The organism is Phocaeicola sartorii JCM 17136 = DSM 21941 (genome assembly GCF_054653615.1).
Genome location: NZ_BAAIFW010000005.1, coordinates 2,375,680 through 2,391,146, shown reverse-complemented (window position 1 = coordinate 2,391,146; position 15,467 = coordinate 2,375,680). Strand labels below are relative to the sequence as shown.

14 protein-coding genes and 1 tRNA gene are annotated in these 15,467 nt (G+C 42.8%); 6 read left to right on the top strand and 9 right to left on the bottom strand.

What is annotated here, in order from left to right; all coding sequences use genetic code 11:
* The first annotated feature begins 22 nt into the window (after positions 1–22).
* From ACYQ0C_RS10065 to ACYQ0C_RS10055, 3 genes are all read left to right on the top strand, one after another.
* Positions 23–1,054 carry an agmatine deiminase family protein gene (locus tag ACYQ0C_RS10065; RefSeq protein WP_016276659.1) on the top strand — a complete coding sequence of 344 codons (1,032 nt, stop codon included), beginning with the start codon at positions 23–25 and terminating at the stop codon, positions 1,052–1,054.
* Between the two features lie 11 nt (positions 1,055–1,065).
* On the top strand, positions 1,066–1,953 hold the full coding sequence (locus ACYQ0C_RS10060) for a carbon-nitrogen hydrolase (protein WP_016276658.1): 888 nt from the start codon (positions 1,066–1,068) through the stop codon (positions 1,951–1,953).
* A gap of 114 nt (positions 1,954–2,067) precedes the next feature.
* On the top strand, positions 2,068–2,658 hold the full coding sequence (locus ACYQ0C_RS10055; RefSeq protein ID WP_016276657.1) for a DUF4251 domain-containing protein: 591 nt from the start codon (positions 2,068–2,070) through the stop codon (positions 2,656–2,658).
* A 93-nt stretch (positions 2,659–2,751) separates the two neighbouring features.
* Here the strand turns inward: ACYQ0C_RS10055 and ACYQ0C_RS10050 are convergent, their stop codons facing one another.
* From ACYQ0C_RS10050 to ACYQ0C_RS10010, 9 genes are all read right to left on the bottom strand, one after another.
* Positions 2,752–3,279 carry a methylated-DNA--[protein]-cysteine S-methyltransferase gene (locus ACYQ0C_RS10050; protein WP_016276656.1) on the bottom strand — a complete coding sequence of 176 codons (528 nt, stop codon included), beginning with the start codon at positions 3,277–3,279 and terminating at the stop codon, positions 2,752–2,754.
* A gap of 175 nt (positions 3,280–3,454) precedes the next feature.
* The gene (gene aspS / locus ACYQ0C_RS10045; protein ID WP_016276655.1) at positions 3,455–5,218 is read right to left on the bottom strand and encodes an aspartate--tRNA ligase; all 1,764 of its coding nucleotides are present in this window, start codon (positions 5,216–5,218) and stop codon (positions 3,455–3,457) included.
* Between the two features lie 134 nt (positions 5,219–5,352).
* A complete protein-coding gene (locus ACYQ0C_RS10040; RefSeq protein ID WP_016276654.1) occupies positions 5,353–5,649 on the bottom strand; it encodes a thioredoxin family protein in 297 nt (98 codons plus the stop codon).
* Positions 5,650–5,668: 19 nt separating this feature from the next.
* Positions 5,669–5,839 carry a hypothetical protein gene (locus ACYQ0C_RS10035; protein WP_016276653.1) on the bottom strand — a complete coding sequence of 57 codons (171 nt, stop codon included), beginning with the start codon at positions 5,837–5,839 and terminating at the stop codon, positions 5,669–5,671.
* A 138-nt stretch (positions 5,840–5,977) separates the two neighbouring features.
* Positions 5,978–6,325 carry a DUF2023 family protein gene (locus tag ACYQ0C_RS10030; protein WP_016276652.1) on the bottom strand — a complete coding sequence of 116 codons (348 nt, stop codon included), beginning with the start codon at positions 6,323–6,325 and terminating at the stop codon, positions 5,978–5,980.
* A 16-nt stretch (positions 6,326–6,341) separates the two neighbouring features.
* Positions 6,342–6,845, bottom strand: coding sequence for a flavodoxin FldA (fldA, locus tag ACYQ0C_RS10025; protein WP_016276651.1), 504 nt, complete (start codon positions 6,843–6,845; stop codon positions 6,342–6,344).
* A gap of 245 nt (positions 6,846–7,090) precedes the next feature.
* A tRNA-Pro gene (locus ACYQ0C_RS10020) sits at positions 7,091–7,165 on the bottom strand.
* A gap of 156 nt (positions 7,166–7,321) precedes the next feature.
* On the bottom strand, positions 7,322–8,653 hold the full coding sequence (locus tag ACYQ0C_RS10015) for a sensor histidine kinase (protein WP_016276650.1): 1,332 nt from the start codon (positions 8,651–8,653) through the stop codon (positions 7,322–7,324).
* Positions 8,650–10,017 carry a sigma-54-dependent transcriptional regulator gene (locus ACYQ0C_RS10010; protein WP_016276649.1) on the bottom strand — a complete coding sequence of 456 codons (1,368 nt, stop codon included), beginning with the start codon at positions 10,015–10,017 and terminating at the stop codon, positions 8,650–8,652. Before ACYQ0C_RS10010 ends, ACYQ0C_RS10015 begins: the two co-directional genes overlap by 4 nt.
* A 252-nt stretch (positions 10,018–10,269) precedes the next feature.
* Between ACYQ0C_RS10010 and ACYQ0C_RS10005 the strand changes: the two genes are divergently transcribed.
* From ACYQ0C_RS10005 to ACYQ0C_RS09995, 3 genes are all read left to right on the top strand, one after another.
* A complete protein-coding gene (locus ACYQ0C_RS10005) occupies positions 10,270–11,739 on the top strand; it encodes a TolC family protein (RefSeq protein WP_016276648.1) in 1,470 nt (489 codons plus the stop codon).
* Positions 11,740–11,824: 85 nt separating this feature from the next.
* Positions 11,825–13,075, top strand: coding sequence for an efflux RND transporter periplasmic adaptor subunit (locus ACYQ0C_RS10000; RefSeq protein WP_016276647.1), 1,251 nt, complete (start codon positions 11,825–11,827; stop codon positions 13,073–13,075).
* A gap of 10 nt (positions 13,076–13,085) precedes the next feature.
* Entirely contained in the window at positions 13,086–15,461 is a 2,376-nt protein-coding gene (locus tag ACYQ0C_RS09995; RefSeq protein ID WP_016276646.1) for an ABC transporter permease, read from the top strand.
* Positions 15,462–15,467: the final 6 nt, after the last annotated feature.

The window sequence follows — 15,467 nt, the reverse complement described above, 5'->3', positions numbered from 1 at the left end:
TTTGCAATGTAAATTTAAAAATATGAACAGGTCCTATTTACCCGCCGAATGGCATAAACAAAGCTTGATTCAACTAACATGGCCCCATAAAGACACAGACTGGGCATACATGTTGGACGAAGTAAATGACTGTTTTCTTAAGATCGCTTATGAGATTTTGAAACGTCAGAATTTGTTGATTGTGGCTCCAGATCCCGGTTCCATAAGAGATAGTCTGGATCATTATGGAGCTGATATCCAAAAACTTGTCACATCAAAAGTCAATACAAATGATACTTGGGCACGCGATCACGCTTTTATCACCATGCTGGAAGAAGACGCTACTCCCCTGCTGCTGGATTTCTGCTTTAATGGTTGGGGACTAAAGTTTGCCGCAAATTATGATAACCAGATTAATAACGAACTATATTTTCACCATCCTGTTCTGAAAGGTGAATATGTTTTCTGCCGGAATTTTATTTTAGAAGGAGGTTCCATAGAAAGTGATGGGAAAGGAAGCCTGTTGACTACAGAGCAATGCTTGCTGGCTAAAAACAGAAATGAAATGGACCGACAGGAAGTGGAGGATTTTCTAAAAGAAACATTCAATTTAAAACAGGTTCTATGGTTGAAACACGGTTATCTGGCAGGAGATGATACAGACAGCCATGTGGACACATTGGCACGTTTCTGTCCGGATGATACCATTGCGTATGTAAAGTGTACCGATGAAAAAGATGAGCACTATAAAGAACTGGCAATGATGGAAGAAGAACTAAAAGCATTCCGCACTTTGAACGGCAAGCCATACCGTCTGCTTCCGCTGCCCATGGCAAGTGCTGCTTATGATGAAGAACATCATCGCTTGCCGGCAACTTATGCCAATTTTCTGATAATGAATGAAGCTGTGCTCTATCCTACTTATGCTGATCCTGTGAATGACATGCGCGCCAAAGAAGTATTGGTGGAAGCATTTCCCGGAAGAGAGATAGTAGGTATTGACTGCACTGCTTTAATAAAGCAACATGGCTCGCTGCATTGCGTCACCATGCAATATCCCGAAGGTGTATATTAATAAATATATGTATGAAAAGAACGATTAAAGTAGGAATTATCCAACAGACATGCACAAATGATATCCGTCACAATTTGAGCAAGTTGCACCGCAATATAGAACAAGTGGCGGCAGCAGGTGCACAGCTGGTTATATTGCAGGAGTTGCACAACACCCCTTACTTCTGTCAGACAGAAGATACGGATATGTTTGATTTGGCAGAACCGGTTCCCGGTCCTTCTACCGGTTTCTACAGCGAGCTGGCTGCCGGATACGGCATTGTACTGGTTACTTCGTTATTCGAGAAGCGTGCCCCGGGACTATATCACAACACAGCCGTCGTTTTTGACAAAGATGGCAGTATAGCAGGAAAATACCGAAAAATGCATATTCCCGATGATCCCGCTTATTATGAGAAATTCTATTTTACTCCCGGTGACCTGGGGTTTGAACCCATTCAGACTTCGCTGGGAAAACTAGGTGTACAAGTCTGCTGGGACCAATGGTATCCCGAAGGTGCACGTCTGATGGCACTGAAAGGTGCTGAAATTCTTATATATCCTACAGCCATCGGTTGGGAAAGCACAGACACTCAAGAAGAGAAAATCCGGCAACTAGGTGCATGGGTAACTGTGCAGCGTGGCCATGCCGTGGCAAATGGGCTGCCGGTTATCGCCGTGAACCGTGTAGGGCATGAACCCGATCCTTCCGGTCAGACGAACGGTATCCAATTTTGGGGCAATAGCTTCGTGGCAGGCCCGCAAGGGGAAATACTGGCACAAGCCGGCAATATGGATGAAGAAAATATGGTAGTGGAACTGGATATGACCCGTAGCGAGAATGTTCGTCGCTGGTGGCCTTTCCTCCGTGACCGACGTATTGATGAGTTTGAAAATCTAACCCGACGCTTTATAGATTAAATACAAACGTTATCGTTATATAAATTCACATATTCGTTAAACAATTCATGGTTAAAGCTGTTTTAGTAATCAGAATATTCAAAAGATATTATTGATTTACTAAACAGCTTAATTATGAAAAAAGTATTATTTTTAGCCGCATTGTTACTTGTTTGCTTCAGCGGAGTAACAAATGCACAAACCAGAAAACAAAGAGAAGACGCCAAACGCGAAGCATGGAAGAAAGAGCGTCAGGAAAAGAAAGCCTTGGAAGCCCAGCAGGACTCTATATCCTATGTCCAGGCAATTGATGCCTTAAAAAGCGGTTCTTTTGTATTAGAAGCTGATAACGTGGTATTCCGTAACGGAATAATGCGTTTTGTTTCCTCTAACACGAATTATGTAGAAGTAAACGATGGACAAGGTCTTGTCCAGACCGCCTTTACTAATTTTGTGTATAACTGGAGTCCGAACGGCTTGGGAGGTGTCACGGTTCAGGGAAATGTGAACGGAATAAGCATGCGTCAGGATAAAGACGGTAATGTGTATTATAATTATGGAATTAATGGTATTGCCGTTTCGGCCACCGTTTCCATTGTACTGACTGGCGGAACCAATCAGGCTAGTGTTACTATAAATCCAAACTTCTCGGGCAATACGCTGACAATGAACGGATATCTGGTTCCTTATAACGAAAGTAGTGTATTCCAAGGAACAACATGGTAATTCATTAAGAAGATATGAGAAAAAGGAATGGGCATTTTCATCACCCATTCCTTTTTATTTATTATTACAGTATCGGAAATGTTTCTTATCTGCTCATAACATTAACCGAGGTTGTGATTCCAATTCCAATAAAAACTTTTTAGCGGACAGTCCGCCTCCATATCCCGTCAGCGAGTGGTCACTGCCGATCACACGATGACAAGGTGCAAAGATTGATATGGAATTTGCACCATTGGCATTGGCTACCGCACGAACTGCTTGGGGCATCCCGATATGCCTGGCCATTTCACCGTAAGAAATTGTCTTGCCGAATGGTATTTTTAGCAGTTCATTCCATACTGTTTTCTGAAAATCCGTGCCCACAAAAAGAAGCGGCACATTAAATTCTTTGCGTTGTCCTGCAAAATATTCGTTGAGTTGCTCTATTGCTTCTTCGATTATTTCTGATGTACTTACTTCAAATTCGGCACACAATATCCGCTTCAACCGTTGATTCACACGATCGCAATGTTTTTCCACCTGCCAGTCACACAGGCAGAGTTTTTCGCCAAACGAACCGAGCAGCAACACCCCGCAGGGTGATTCATAACGCTTTATCCTAACCGTATTTTTCTCTTTCATAGGCTTTATTTTTATATGCTTCCTTCATTTGTTTGTAATTTGTTTCAGTTTATCGAACTACTTTGAGCCCCAAAAGACAAAGCGTAGCGAATTAGCTGAAACAGCATTCGCTACGCTTTGTTCGGATCACTCCGTTATCGGTCTTTTAATATGACTCTATAAAAACGGACAAGACTTACTTTTCTTCTTTTATATCAACAACCAGATTCAACTCATCCAATTGTGATTGATCCAAAGCAGCGGGAGCATCCAACATCACATCGCGTCCGCTATTGTTTTTAGGGAATGCGATGCAGTCACGGATACTATCAAGTCCTGCAAACAAAGAAACCCAGCGATCAAGACCGTATGCCAAACCACCATGAGGAGGTGCTCCGTATTTGAATGCATTCATCAGGAAGCCGAATTGTTCTTGTGCTCTTTCCGGAGTAAAGCCCAAAATCTCAAACATCTTGGCCTGCAATTGTGAATCATGGATACGAATTGAACCGCCTCCTACTTCCACACCGTTTACTACCATATCGTAAGCATCAGCACGAACAGCAGCCGGATCTGTATCCAACAAAGGAATATCTTCTTCTTTCGGATGAGTGAACGGATGATGCATAGCCATCAGACGGCCTTCTTCCTCACTCCACTCAAACATCGGGAAATCAACGACCCACAGACAAGCAAATTTATTCTTGTCACGCAGTCCCAGCTGACGTCCCACTTCCAGACGGAGCTCGCATAACTGCTTGCGGGTCTTCATGGCATCAGGACCGCTCAGAATCAGGATCAAGTCACCCGGCTTGGCACCGAAAGCTTCCTTCATCTGCTGAAGTACTTCCTGTGAATAGAATTTGTCTACGCTAGATTTTACATTGCCATCAGCTTCCACACGGGCGTAAACCATACCTTTCGCACCGATCTGAGGTCTCTTGACAAATTCAGTTAATTGGTCTAACTGTTTACGGGTATAACTTGCAGCACCTTCTGCACAGATACCACCAATATATGTCGCATCATCAAAAACAGGGAAACCATGACCTTTCATGATATCCATCAACTCCACAAACTTCATGCCGAAACGCAAATCCGGTTTGTCACTACCGTAATATTTCATGGCATCGGCCCATGTCATACGCAGGAACGGTTCATTCAGCTCGACTCCACGTAACTCCTTGAACAAATGTTTTGCCATTCCTTCGAAAGTGGAAATGATATCTTCTTGTTCAACGAAACTCATCTCACAGTCTATCTGAGTAAACTCTGGCTGACGGTCTGCACGAAGATCTTCATCACGGAAACACTTTACAATCTGGAAGTAACGATCGAAGCCGGAAACCATCAGCAATTGCTTCAGTGTTTGCGGAGACTGTGGCAGTGCATAAAACTGTCCCGGATTCATACGTGAAGGAACAACAAAGTCACGGGCCCCTTCAGGAGTGGAACCTACCAACATAGGAGTTTCCACTTCCAGGAATCCTTTGCTGTCCAAATATCGGCGTACCTCCATTGTCATTTTATGACGGAGCTCCAAATTTTTGCGCACACAATTACGGCGTAAATCCAAATAACGGAACTTCATACGTATATCATCACCTCCGTCACTGTTATCTTCTATCGTAAAAGGAGGAGTCACCGCTGAATTAAGTACATTCAATTCCGATACGATAATTTCAATTTCACCAGTGGGAATATTCATATTCTTATTTGAACGCTCGTTCACTTCACCAGCTATTTGAATAACAAATTCACGCCCCAAGTGATTGGCACGTTCACAAAGTTCGGCATTCACCGCATCGTTGAATACCAATTGGGTAATACCGTAACGGTCGCGGAGATCGACAAACGTCATCCCTCCCATTTTACGTGCACGCTGTACCCAACCTGCCAACGTTACACTTTTGCCTGCATCGGAAAGTCTAAGCTCTCCGCAAGTATGACTTCTGAACATATATTCTTTAAATTTAATCAATTGTTTGGCAAAGGTACGATATGTTTTCCATTGTACAAAACCGCCTACAAGAAAAAAAGTCCCGTAGCTGCATACCAACGGAACTTTTTTTCATCCGTACGGATATACGGATCTCAATTCTTGAACATTTCAATGACATCTCTTAATTCTCCCGGGAATACTTTGCCTGTTTTTTCCCATAATACCTTGTCTTTGCGTTGAAGAACAAAGCTAGGAGCTATTTCTATTTCATAAATATCGGCTACCTTCCGATTGGCTTCTATATTGACTCTCACAATGTTGACCGGCTCTTCAAATTCATGCACCAACGGTTCAATCCATTCATAATGAGGAGACCAATCTGCATAGAATACGAGCAGCAACAATGAATCCGACCGTTTCGCCTCTTCAATCTTTTCAGTTATATCCATTACTGTATCCAGCTTTAAATTACCCTCTACTCCCCAAACTGTTCACGTCTGGATTCAATTCTTTTACCGCTGCTTTCACCTGCTTTCTAGTAGGTTTACCCGTATTGGACACCTGTTCTACAGGATACCGCCGACCACTATTCATCAGCTTATCCTTTTGTTCCGTCTTTTTCTTTTCTTCTTTATCCATCTCTTTTCATTTTTAAGGTTTATGCTAATAATGTAACAAAACAGATAAAAAGATAGTTCACACAAAAGACAAAAAGGATGCCTGAAAATGATTCAGACACCCCTTTACTGCGACATTTAAAACTACGTGAAATTGAAATTATTGTACTTTACGTTTGCAATAACGTTTGCATTGTGCACAAATATCATACCCCAACATAGCCCCAAGAATAAAATCCTGCTCGGGTGACAGTTTGTTCAGCGGCTGGGTCACCAGGAAACGAATGGCATTAATGCATTCTTTTCTACCAAAAAACAGGTTTATCTTATCATTCCCCACTGGCTGGATTATGTAATTAATCTTTTGATTAGTCAGCCGTTTTACAGCAAAATTTTCATACTTCCTATTGGTTGTATAGAGTACCATCTGACGTACTCCTTTTTTTAATTCATAAATATGATTCAGAAATACTTTCAATTCTACCGGGTTAATGTCTGAAGCTATCATAAGGCAATTGTCAAAATTACAGGTTCTTCTTTATTTCTTCCATCCAATTGTTTATACGTTCCTCGGTCTTGTCACTTTCGTTCACATCGTCAAGAGCCAAACCTACAAATTTCCCGTCGATTACCGCTATGGAAGATGAATACGAATACTCATCGGCAGAAACTGCTCCCACAAAAGTGCAACCGGAATTCTTTAACTGGTCGTACAAAACTCCCATACCATCACAAAATGTATCACAATAGGACTCTGAATCCCCACAACCAAAGAGAGCAACTATTTTACCATTCAAATCTGCGGCCTTTACTGTTTTAATAGCATCATACCAATCGTCTTGCAATTCACCGTCCCCCCAAGTGGAAGTCCCTAATAATAAGATATCATAACCTCCCACTTTTTCTGTGGTGATTTTGCTTGCATCAATTACATCCGCTGATGCCACACCTAATTTTCCAGCTATTGTCTGTGCGATGCTTTCACAAGTTCCAGTAGAGGAACCATAAATTATACCCATTTTTTTCATACAGCAAATCATTTAATTTGTTTGCTGCAAAGTAAAAGGTTTGAAAGAGATTCTGAAATACCTAGAAATAGTGATTTTTGATTTTTATCTCTTCGCACTAAGACATTTAGGGTGTTTATGCCTCACTGCTTTTTGAAGTTGATTTTGAAACCGGATTCGTCCTTTTTTCGGATGAGCCGTAAACCGCCCAAACTGAGCAATAAAAAAGGAGTCACGTTTTACCGTAACTCCTTAATTCTCGCCTGTCGGGGTAGCGGGATTCGAACCCACGACCCCCTGCTCCCAAAGCAGGTGCGCTAACCGGACTGCGCTACACCCCGAATCTTTATGTTTTGTAGTTGCTTTGTTTCTCAAAAGCGATGCAAAGGTACGGCTTTTTTTTATATACGCAAATGTTTGAAGATCTTTTTTTCTAACTCTTTTTTATTCGATTCTTTATTTCATTGTAAACTAGATTATTACCATCGAAACTTTTTTTATTCGCAACAAAGGAATTTCAACGTAAAACAACTCCCCTTCCCTATTTCACTACTTGCCGAGATACTTCCACCATGTAAATTCATGATTTGTTTGCATAAGCTGAGTCCGATGCCACTACCTGTAGGCTTCGTTGTGAAGAAAGGAACAAAGATTTTATCCAAGACTTCAGGAAGAATACCACTTCCGTTATCACAGACGGAAAGGAAAAACAAATGTTTTTCCGGATCACCATGCGTACTGACAATCACTTCGGGACAAGTTTGCTCCAAACAAGCCTCACTTGCATTCTTAAGTAAGTTGATCAATACTTGTTCTATTTGTGAGCGATCCAGCATCAAAGTTGTTTCCATGTTTTCCACCTTATATATATACCGTATGTCTTTATTCGGAAACAGCTTTTTCATATCACCCAGCAACTCACCTATATTTACCGGAGCCAGTATCGGAACAGACAGACGGGAAAGCTTACGATAGTTTTCCACAAAATTCAGCAATCCTTTACTTCTTCTATGAATAGTCCGCATGCCTTGCAACATGATGTTGTAATCTTTTTCATTCATACCGTTTTGTACGGCACGTTCATTCAATGTCTCACTTAATGAAATAATGGGTGCAATAGAGTTCATTATTTCATGAGTGAGCACACGGATCAGCTTCTGCCACGCTTCCATCTCATTTTCCTCCAATACCGCATGGATATTCTTTAAACTAACCAGCCGAAGTTCCGTACCATGGTGGGCGGAATATTCGGATACCGTAACTGCCAACTCCTGTATAACATCTCCTTTATGTATTCGTACCGTTTTAATCTCTCCAGGCTGTAGCGACAGGATTATGCCAGGAAATTCAGGATTTAACAGAGCCAGTTCCTTGACAGAATGAATACGATATCCGCACAAATCCTGCATGGCTGCCCGGTTCATCCAATGTATATCACACTGGCTGTCTACTACCAGCAAACTACTGTCAACGGTATTCAGCAATGTCTCATAATATTGATACCGTTCTTCGTTCTCGGACAACCGGGTACGGAACTCTGCGACAACATCATTTATTTCTTGTGCCAGCCGTTGCTCTGCACGGGTTTTGTGCTGGGTGGAAAAACTCAGTGAGAAATCAGCATAACGAATGCCCTCTATCATTCGCGATATCATACGGGTCGTTTTATGTTGCCATTGGCAAATATAAATGATGATACCTGCCATTATCAACAGCGAAAACAACAGGCAAAAATAGAGTGAATGTTGATAAAACAGATATGCAGCTATAGCTGCGCCACCCATCAGCAGCATACAAGCTATCATCCGTAAAGTTTGTAAACTACTCATAAACCTAATTTTTCAAGTTTCCGATAAAGAGCATAACGGGTAATCCCCAAATACTCCGCTGCACGGCTCAAGTTTCCTTCGCTGCGTTTCATGGCACGCTCTATGGCATTGCGCTCTAATTGTTCCAGGTTCAGCACCTCATCCGTATTCATCTTCTTTTCGGGTTGTGGCTGCAACATGAAATTGGCAGGCTTCAACAGCGGTGAGTCCGAAAGAATAATCGCCCGTTCTATAGCATGTTGTAATTCGCGTACATTCCCCGGCCAATGGTAACGCATAAGCTTCTGCTTGGCTTCGCGGCTCAGTCCATTTATCTCTTTCTTATATTTATGCGTATATCGTTGTAAGAAATAATCAGCCAGCAAAAGCACATCCTCCCCTCTTTCCCGCAAGGGAGGAATGGGGATCTCGATCGTATTGATGCGATACAGCAAATCTTGACGGAAATTGCCCTCCTCCACCAATTGCCGGATATTTACATTGGTCGCGCTGATCAACCGAACATCAATAGGAATCGTATCCGTTGCTCCCAAACGTGAAATCTGCCGCTTTTCTATGGCTGTCAGCAATTTGGCCTGCATAGGTAATGACAAATTCCCTATCTCATCTAAAAAGAGCGTTCCTCCCGAAGCCACCTCCATACGTCCCGCCTTGGCTTTGCGAGCGTCTGTAAAGGCTCCTTTTTCATAGCCGAACAATTCACTTTCGAACAATGATTCGGGTATGCTCCCCAAATCAATCGTTATGAAGGGGCATTCACGGCGAGGAGAAAAATAACGGAGAGAACGGGCCACCAAATCCTTACCGGTTCCATTCTCACCTAATATTAAAATATTGGCATCAGTATCCGACAATTTCCGGATGGTATCAAAAACTTCCTGCATGGAAGTTGACTGCCCTATCATTTGAGGCATCTCTTCATCCTGCCCGCTCAAGGCTACCACTTGTTCTTTCAGTTGTCTGACCTCCTTGCGGGAATCACGAAGCTTGATAGCCGATGAGAGCGTAGCAAGCAGTTTTTCCTTCTCCCAAGGTTTGGGAATAAAGTCGATGGCACCCGCCTTGATAGCCCGTACAGCTTTATCTGTATCTGCATAAGCAGTCATAAACAAGACAATGGCCTGTGGGTCTAACTTTAAGATCTGTTCCAGACAATCGAATCCTTCCTGTCCGCTGATAGCATCCCGGCGGAAATTCATATCAAGCAGAATGACATCGGGTTGAAAAGTGGTCATGAAATGTTCAATACGAGCCGGTTGGGTGGTGACTTTTATTTTTTCCACGTAAGGTTCCAACAAAAGATTCAGTGCAAAGAGCACGTCCTCGTTATCATCTATAATCAATATTTTTCCTTTTGCATCCATCGTTCTATCCTTATATATTATATACGGATACAAATGTTCTATCCGCTATTTTGCAAAGATATAGCTTTTTCCCGTGTGCTGTATGTGCATATCCGCACTATTTTTGTGCGGATACGCACAGGGAAGCTCTTGCATAACAGTTCACAAACATCTGGTAGACAAGCAGATGAAATAATGGCACGCTATTTGATCAGCTTTTGATAATAATAAAGATAAAAGTACGAATCAAGAATAAAGACATAAAGAACAAACATGAAACTATATTGTATTATAGCACTCTCTTTTCTGCTCTGTCCGGGAACAGCCACAGCACAGCAAGAAGAATCAATGACACTGAATTTGCAACGGGCCATTGAAATAGCACAAGAAAACTCACCGGAGGCGCAGGCAGCCCGTCACACCTACCGGGCTGCCTACTGGAATTACCGTTTTTTCCAGGCGAACTATCTCCCCTCCGTCACATTAACCTCATCTCCTACGCTGAATCGGGAAATAAATAAGATTACCCAACCGGATGGAACAAACCAGTTTATCAAGCAAGATCAGTTAAGTACAGACCTCAGTCTGAAAATAAATCAGAATATCTGGTTTACAGGTGGCAGCCTGTTTGTAAAAAGTACGACCCAACGCATTGATGAATTTGAGGACAATCTTACCGCTTATAACACCCAGCCCCTGGTGATAGGTTACGAGCAACGGCTTTTTGGATATAATTCTTTAAAATGGGACCGTCGCATCGAACCCCTCCGCTACCGGGAAGCCCGTAAAGCATACGCAGAAGCCTTGGAACTTGTAGCTTCAGAAACCAGTACTCTTTTCTTCAACTTGGCCACCGCACAAACCAATCTCGACATAGCCACCTATAACTATGCTTCCGCCGACACCTTATACAGATACGCCGAAGGAAGGTATAATATAGGAACCATTACCGAAAACGAAATGCTTCAGCTGGAGATAAACAAACTGACTGAAGAAACCAATAGGATGAATGCCCATATCGAAGTGGAAGACCAAATGCAGACATTCCGTTCCTTCCTGGGCATTAACCGGGAGATAAATTTACGGGTAATTCCGGAAGACAGTATTCCGCAGTTCGAAGTCCCTTTACAGGAGGCTTTACAACTGGCTTTCAAAAACAGTCCCGACCCCGATACATATAAACGCAGACAACTGGAAAGCCGCAGTGCACTGGCTTCCGCAAAAGCCAATGCAGGTTTGAAAGCAGATCTGTATGTACAGTTCGGACTTTCCCAGACCGGAAATAAATTTGCGGACTCTTACCGGAACCCTATGAACCAACAGTATGCCAGTATCGGCATTTCTTTACCGATACTGGATTGGGGACGCGGAAAAGGACGCGTCCGCGTAGCCCGTTCCAATGTGGACCTGGTAGATACACAGGCTGAACAGGGGATGAAAGATTTTGAACTGAATGTATGTAAAATGGTGCGCCAGTTCAATCTCCAGGCCTACCGCGTAGCTGTAGCCGCCAAGACGGACCGCACTGCCGACCGACGCCACGATGTAGCACGCCGGCTCTATATTTTGGGAAAATCGACAATTCTGGATCTCAATGCCGCCATTACAGAAAAAGATACCGCACGAAGAAATTATATAATAGCCTTGAAAACTTACTGGAGTCTGTATTATGGTCTTAGAAGTATGACGGGATATGATTTCCTCAGAAAAGCAGAGATTTCATGCACGGTCCCGAAACCTTAGCCGTATGACCGATGCAAGACGGCAGATGCTTGATCATCAGGCATTAAGAAGAAATAAAAAATCGTATTAAAAAGTATAAACTAATATGGATATAAAAATTGAAAAAAAACCGTGGTACATCCGCTATCGCTATTATATGGTAGCCGCACTGGCCTTCATTATCTTCCTTGTCTACGTGATAAGCCTTTCATTAGGTCCCCGCAAACTGCGTATCGAGACAGACAACATTCAGATAGCTGAAGTAAAAAACGACAAATTTATGGAGTATGTAGATGTGGAAGGATTGGTACAGCCCATTCTTACCATCAAGGTGAATACTCGCGAAGCCGGCAGTGTAGAACGCATTGTCGGAGAAGAAGGTAATATGATGAAACAAGGTGACACGTTGTTGATCTTGACCAATCCGGATTTGATTCGCTCCATTGAAGACCAGCGTGACGAATGGGAGAAACAACGGATAACTTATAAAGAGAAGGAAATAGAGATGGAGCAAAAAAGTCTGACCTTGAAACAACAGACATTACAGACGCAATACGAGATGGAACGCCTGCGCAAAAGTTTCGGACTGGACAAAGAAGAATTCAAGATGGGAATAAAGAGCAAGGCTGAACTTCAAGTGTCTGAAGACGAATATGAGTATAAACTAAAAAACACAGCGTTGCAAATGGAAAGCTTGAAGCATGACTCATCCGTAACTCTTATCCGCAAAGAGTTATTGAGAAATGATTTGGAACGCGAAAGCAAAAAGCTAAGACGGGCGGAAGAACGGTTGGAAAACCTGATCGTAAAGGTCCCGACTGGCGGGCAATTGAGTTTTGTAAAAGTGACTCCGGGACAACAAGTAGCCTCCGGTGAAAGCATAGCTGAAATAAAAGTACTGGACCAATATAAAATTCATACTTCTTTAAGCGAATATTACATAGACCGTATCACAACAGGTCTTCCGGCTACCGTTAATTATCAAGGGAAACGTTATCCACTGAAAATCACAAAAGTAGTACCCGAAGTGAAAGACCGCATGTTCGATGTAGATTTGGTATTCACCGGAGAAATGCCCGAAAATGTCCGTGTGGGAAAGAGTTTCCGAGTACAGATAGAATTAGGCCAGCCCGAACAAGCCATAGTCATTCCACGTGGTAATTTCTACCAGTCTACCGGAGGACAATGGATTTATAAAATAAATTCCTCAAAAAACAAAGCGGTGAAAGTCCCATTGACCATAGGACGCCAAAACCCGCTTCAATATGAAATTACAGAAGGTTTACAGCCCGGAGAGTTTGTAGTTGTCACAGGATATGATACCTTTGGTGACGCTGAAGAATTGATATTAAAATAAAACGCGCAAAATGAAAACATTAAAATATGCCTGGCGCTTTTTGATGCGCTCTAAATCATATACTGTCATTAACTTGCTGGGACTGGCTTTCAGTCTGGCCTGCTGCATCATCCTGATGCGGTATATTCATCGTGAACTGACAGTGGATGCGCATAGCATAGATCCGGAACATATCATCATTCCGTTACGGGATATAGAGGGAAACATTTTTCCTGGAAATTTGCAGCAAGACGGTGTTGGAACAGATTCGGTCTATATCCCCGAAGACCACGTGATGGAACAATGCCGCATGGTAGTACAACAACAAGACAATGTGGTACACGGAAACAGCAGTTACTCCATGAACGTACTGGCCGTAGACTCCACCTTTTTCCACTTTTTCCGCTACCCCCTGTTGACCGGAACAGCCAGTCTCAATGCTCCCGATGACGCTATCATCACCCGTCATTATGCCCACCGCATATTCGGCAAGGAAAATCCGGTTGGAAAAGTTTTGAAGTTTAACGGCAAAAGTGTCATCATCCGTGGAGTGGTCGACGAACCGGAATGCAAGACATTGCTCCGGTTTGACATGCTGGTATCGTTCAAACTGATGGACAACTGGCGACGTCTATACGCTTCTTTAATGCGAGTCCTTCCCGGTGTGGATCCCGATGCCATCAACATGGTCAGCAATGTGTACCACAAGGACAACCGTGGAAGCATGATACGCTGGAAATTTGTCAACTGGAAAGACTTTTATTGGGAGAAATCCATGTCGCACCATCATAATTACGACTCTATTATGCAGTTCGGAAACCGTACATACTTGTATATCCTTTCTGGTGTCGCCATGCTGTTATTGTTGGTTGGAATATTAAACTTTATCAATATCTATATGGTATTCATGATGAAGCGTTCCAAAGAATATGGTGTAAAGAAAGTATTCGGTCTGCAACGCCTGCCCTTATTTCTACAAATATGGATAGAGAATCAACTGCTGGCCGTCATCGCACTGCTGACCGCATGGCTGTTGATAGAAACCACACAGATACCCGTGAACCGCTTCATGAACGAAACGATAGAGTATTCCGCCTTCGACTGGCAGCTGTCACTGGGTTTTCTGTTGTTACTGCCTTTGGTAACATCCATTTATCCCTACATTAAATACAACTACATTCCTCCTATCATATCTATCCGCTCGATAGCGACAAACCGTCATTCCATTACCGTACGCATGGCATTCCTGTTCACCCAGTATGTTATCACGGCCTTGCTTCTTATCCTTTCACTCTACTTTGGCAAGCACTTGGACTTCCTGCTAAACACACCCACAGGATACCGTACGGAATGCATTCTGAAAGCCCAACTATTACACGAGAATCAAGTCAATCCGGGGCCAAACCGTGTTGCCCGCCAGTTACGTATCAAACAATTGTTGAACGAGTGCCCTCACATTGACTTGTGGATGACTTCAAATATAACGATTCTAGGGGGAAACTCCATCTGCACCATCTTGAATGACAAAGATGTGCAGCAGTCCATACCTACCTTGTTCATTTCCTCCACATTTTTCCAGTTCTATGACTTGAAGGTACTGGAAGGAGAAATTCCTGAAAAGTTTGACGGCTGGGCTGACTACAAGATAGTGCTGAACAAAGCGGCCATGAAAACATTTGGCTACAACCAACTGAAAGACGCTTTCGTGCGAAGTGAGACTCCTCTTTGGGTAGTACGGACTCAAGACGGACAAATGGAAGAAGGAGGGACCAAACTGATGCCGGTCATGGCGGTAATAGACAATTACTACCCAGGGCACTTGACTGAAGGAATAAAGCCAATGGCATTCATCGTAGGAAGAGCCGGTTACGGTGACAATTATCTGATTTCCATCAAACCCAGCAAAGAAAAAGAAGTCATAGAGTATCTGAAAAAGATAGAGAAAGAAATATACAATACTGAAGACTTCAACTATACCTGGCTGACAGATGAAGTTCACAAACTTTATGCTCAGGATCGCCAAACGGCAAATGTTTACTTCGTCTTTGCCTTGATAGCGATCATCATCTCCTGTTTGGGATTATTTGGATTATCCCTGTTCGACATCCGCCAGCGTTATCGCGAAATAGCCATCCGCAAAGTGAATGGTGCAGGAATGAAAGACCTTTACTCGCTGTTGTTCCGCAAATATATCAAAGTCATAGGTTGTGCATTTGCATTGGCTGTTCCGCTTTCCTATTATCTCATCTATATGTACACACGGGATTTTGTGCTGAAAGTTCCTGTAGGTGCAGGAATTTATTTAGTGGCTTTGGTTACCATTTCCCTTATTTCATCGGGCACATTAATTTGGCAAATACACAAAGCCGCTCAAATTGATCCGGCAAAAATTATAAAATCAGAATAAATACAT

Bases quoted from the DNA above. Each gene is read 5' to 3' on its own strand.
- ACYQ0C_RS09995 (WP_016276646.1), top strand. From the start codon at position 13,086: ATGAAAACATTAAAATATGCCTGGCGCTTTTTGATGCGCTCTAAATCA.
- fldA (WP_016276651.1), bottom strand. From the start codon at position 6,845: ATGAAAAAAATGGGTATAATTTATGGTTCCTCTACTGGAACTTGTGAA.
- aspS (WP_016276655.1), bottom strand. From the start codon at position 5,218: ATGTTCAGAAGTCATACTTGCGGAGAGCTTAGACTTTCCGATGCAGGC.
- ACYQ0C_RS10030 (WP_016276652.1), bottom strand. From the start codon at position 6,325: ATGATAGCTTCAGACATTAACCCGGTAGAATTGAAAGTATTTCTGAAT.
- ACYQ0C_RS10015 (WP_016276650.1), bottom strand. From the start codon at position 8,653: ATGAGTAGTTTACAAACTTTACGGATGATAGCTTGTATGCTGCTGATG.
- ACYQ0C_RS10060 (WP_016276658.1), top strand. From the start codon at position 1,066: ATGAAAAGAACGATTAAAGTAGGAATTATCCAACAGACATGCACAAAT.
- ACYQ0C_RS10000 (WP_016276647.1), top strand. From the start codon at position 11,825: ATGGATATAAAAATTGAAAAAAAACCGTGGTACATCCGCTATCGCTAT.
- ACYQ0C_RS10065 (WP_016276659.1), top strand. From the start codon at position 23: ATGAACAGGTCCTATTTACCCGCCGAATGGCATAAACAAAGCTTGATT.
- ACYQ0C_RS10055 (WP_016276657.1), top strand. From the start codon at position 2,068: ATGAAAAAAGTATTATTTTTAGCCGCATTGTTACTTGTTTGCTTCAGC.
- ACYQ0C_RS10010 (WP_016276649.1), bottom strand. From the start codon at position 10,017: ATGGATGCAAAAGGAAAAATATTGATTATAGATGATAACGAGGACGTG.
- ACYQ0C_RS10040 (WP_016276654.1), bottom strand. From the start codon at position 5,649: ATGGATATAACTGAAAAGATTGAAGAGGCGAAACGGTCGGATTCATTG.
- ACYQ0C_RS10005 (WP_016276648.1), top strand. From the start codon at position 10,270: ATGAAACTATATTGTATTATAGCACTCTCTTTTCTGCTCTGTCCGGGA.
- ACYQ0C_RS10050 (WP_016276656.1), bottom strand. From the start codon at position 3,279: ATGAAAGAGAAAAATACGGTTAGGATAAAGCGTTATGAATCACCCTGC.
- ACYQ0C_RS10035 (WP_016276653.1), bottom strand. From the start codon at position 5,839: ATGGATAAAGAAGAAAAGAAAAAGACGGAACAAAAGGATAAGCTGATG.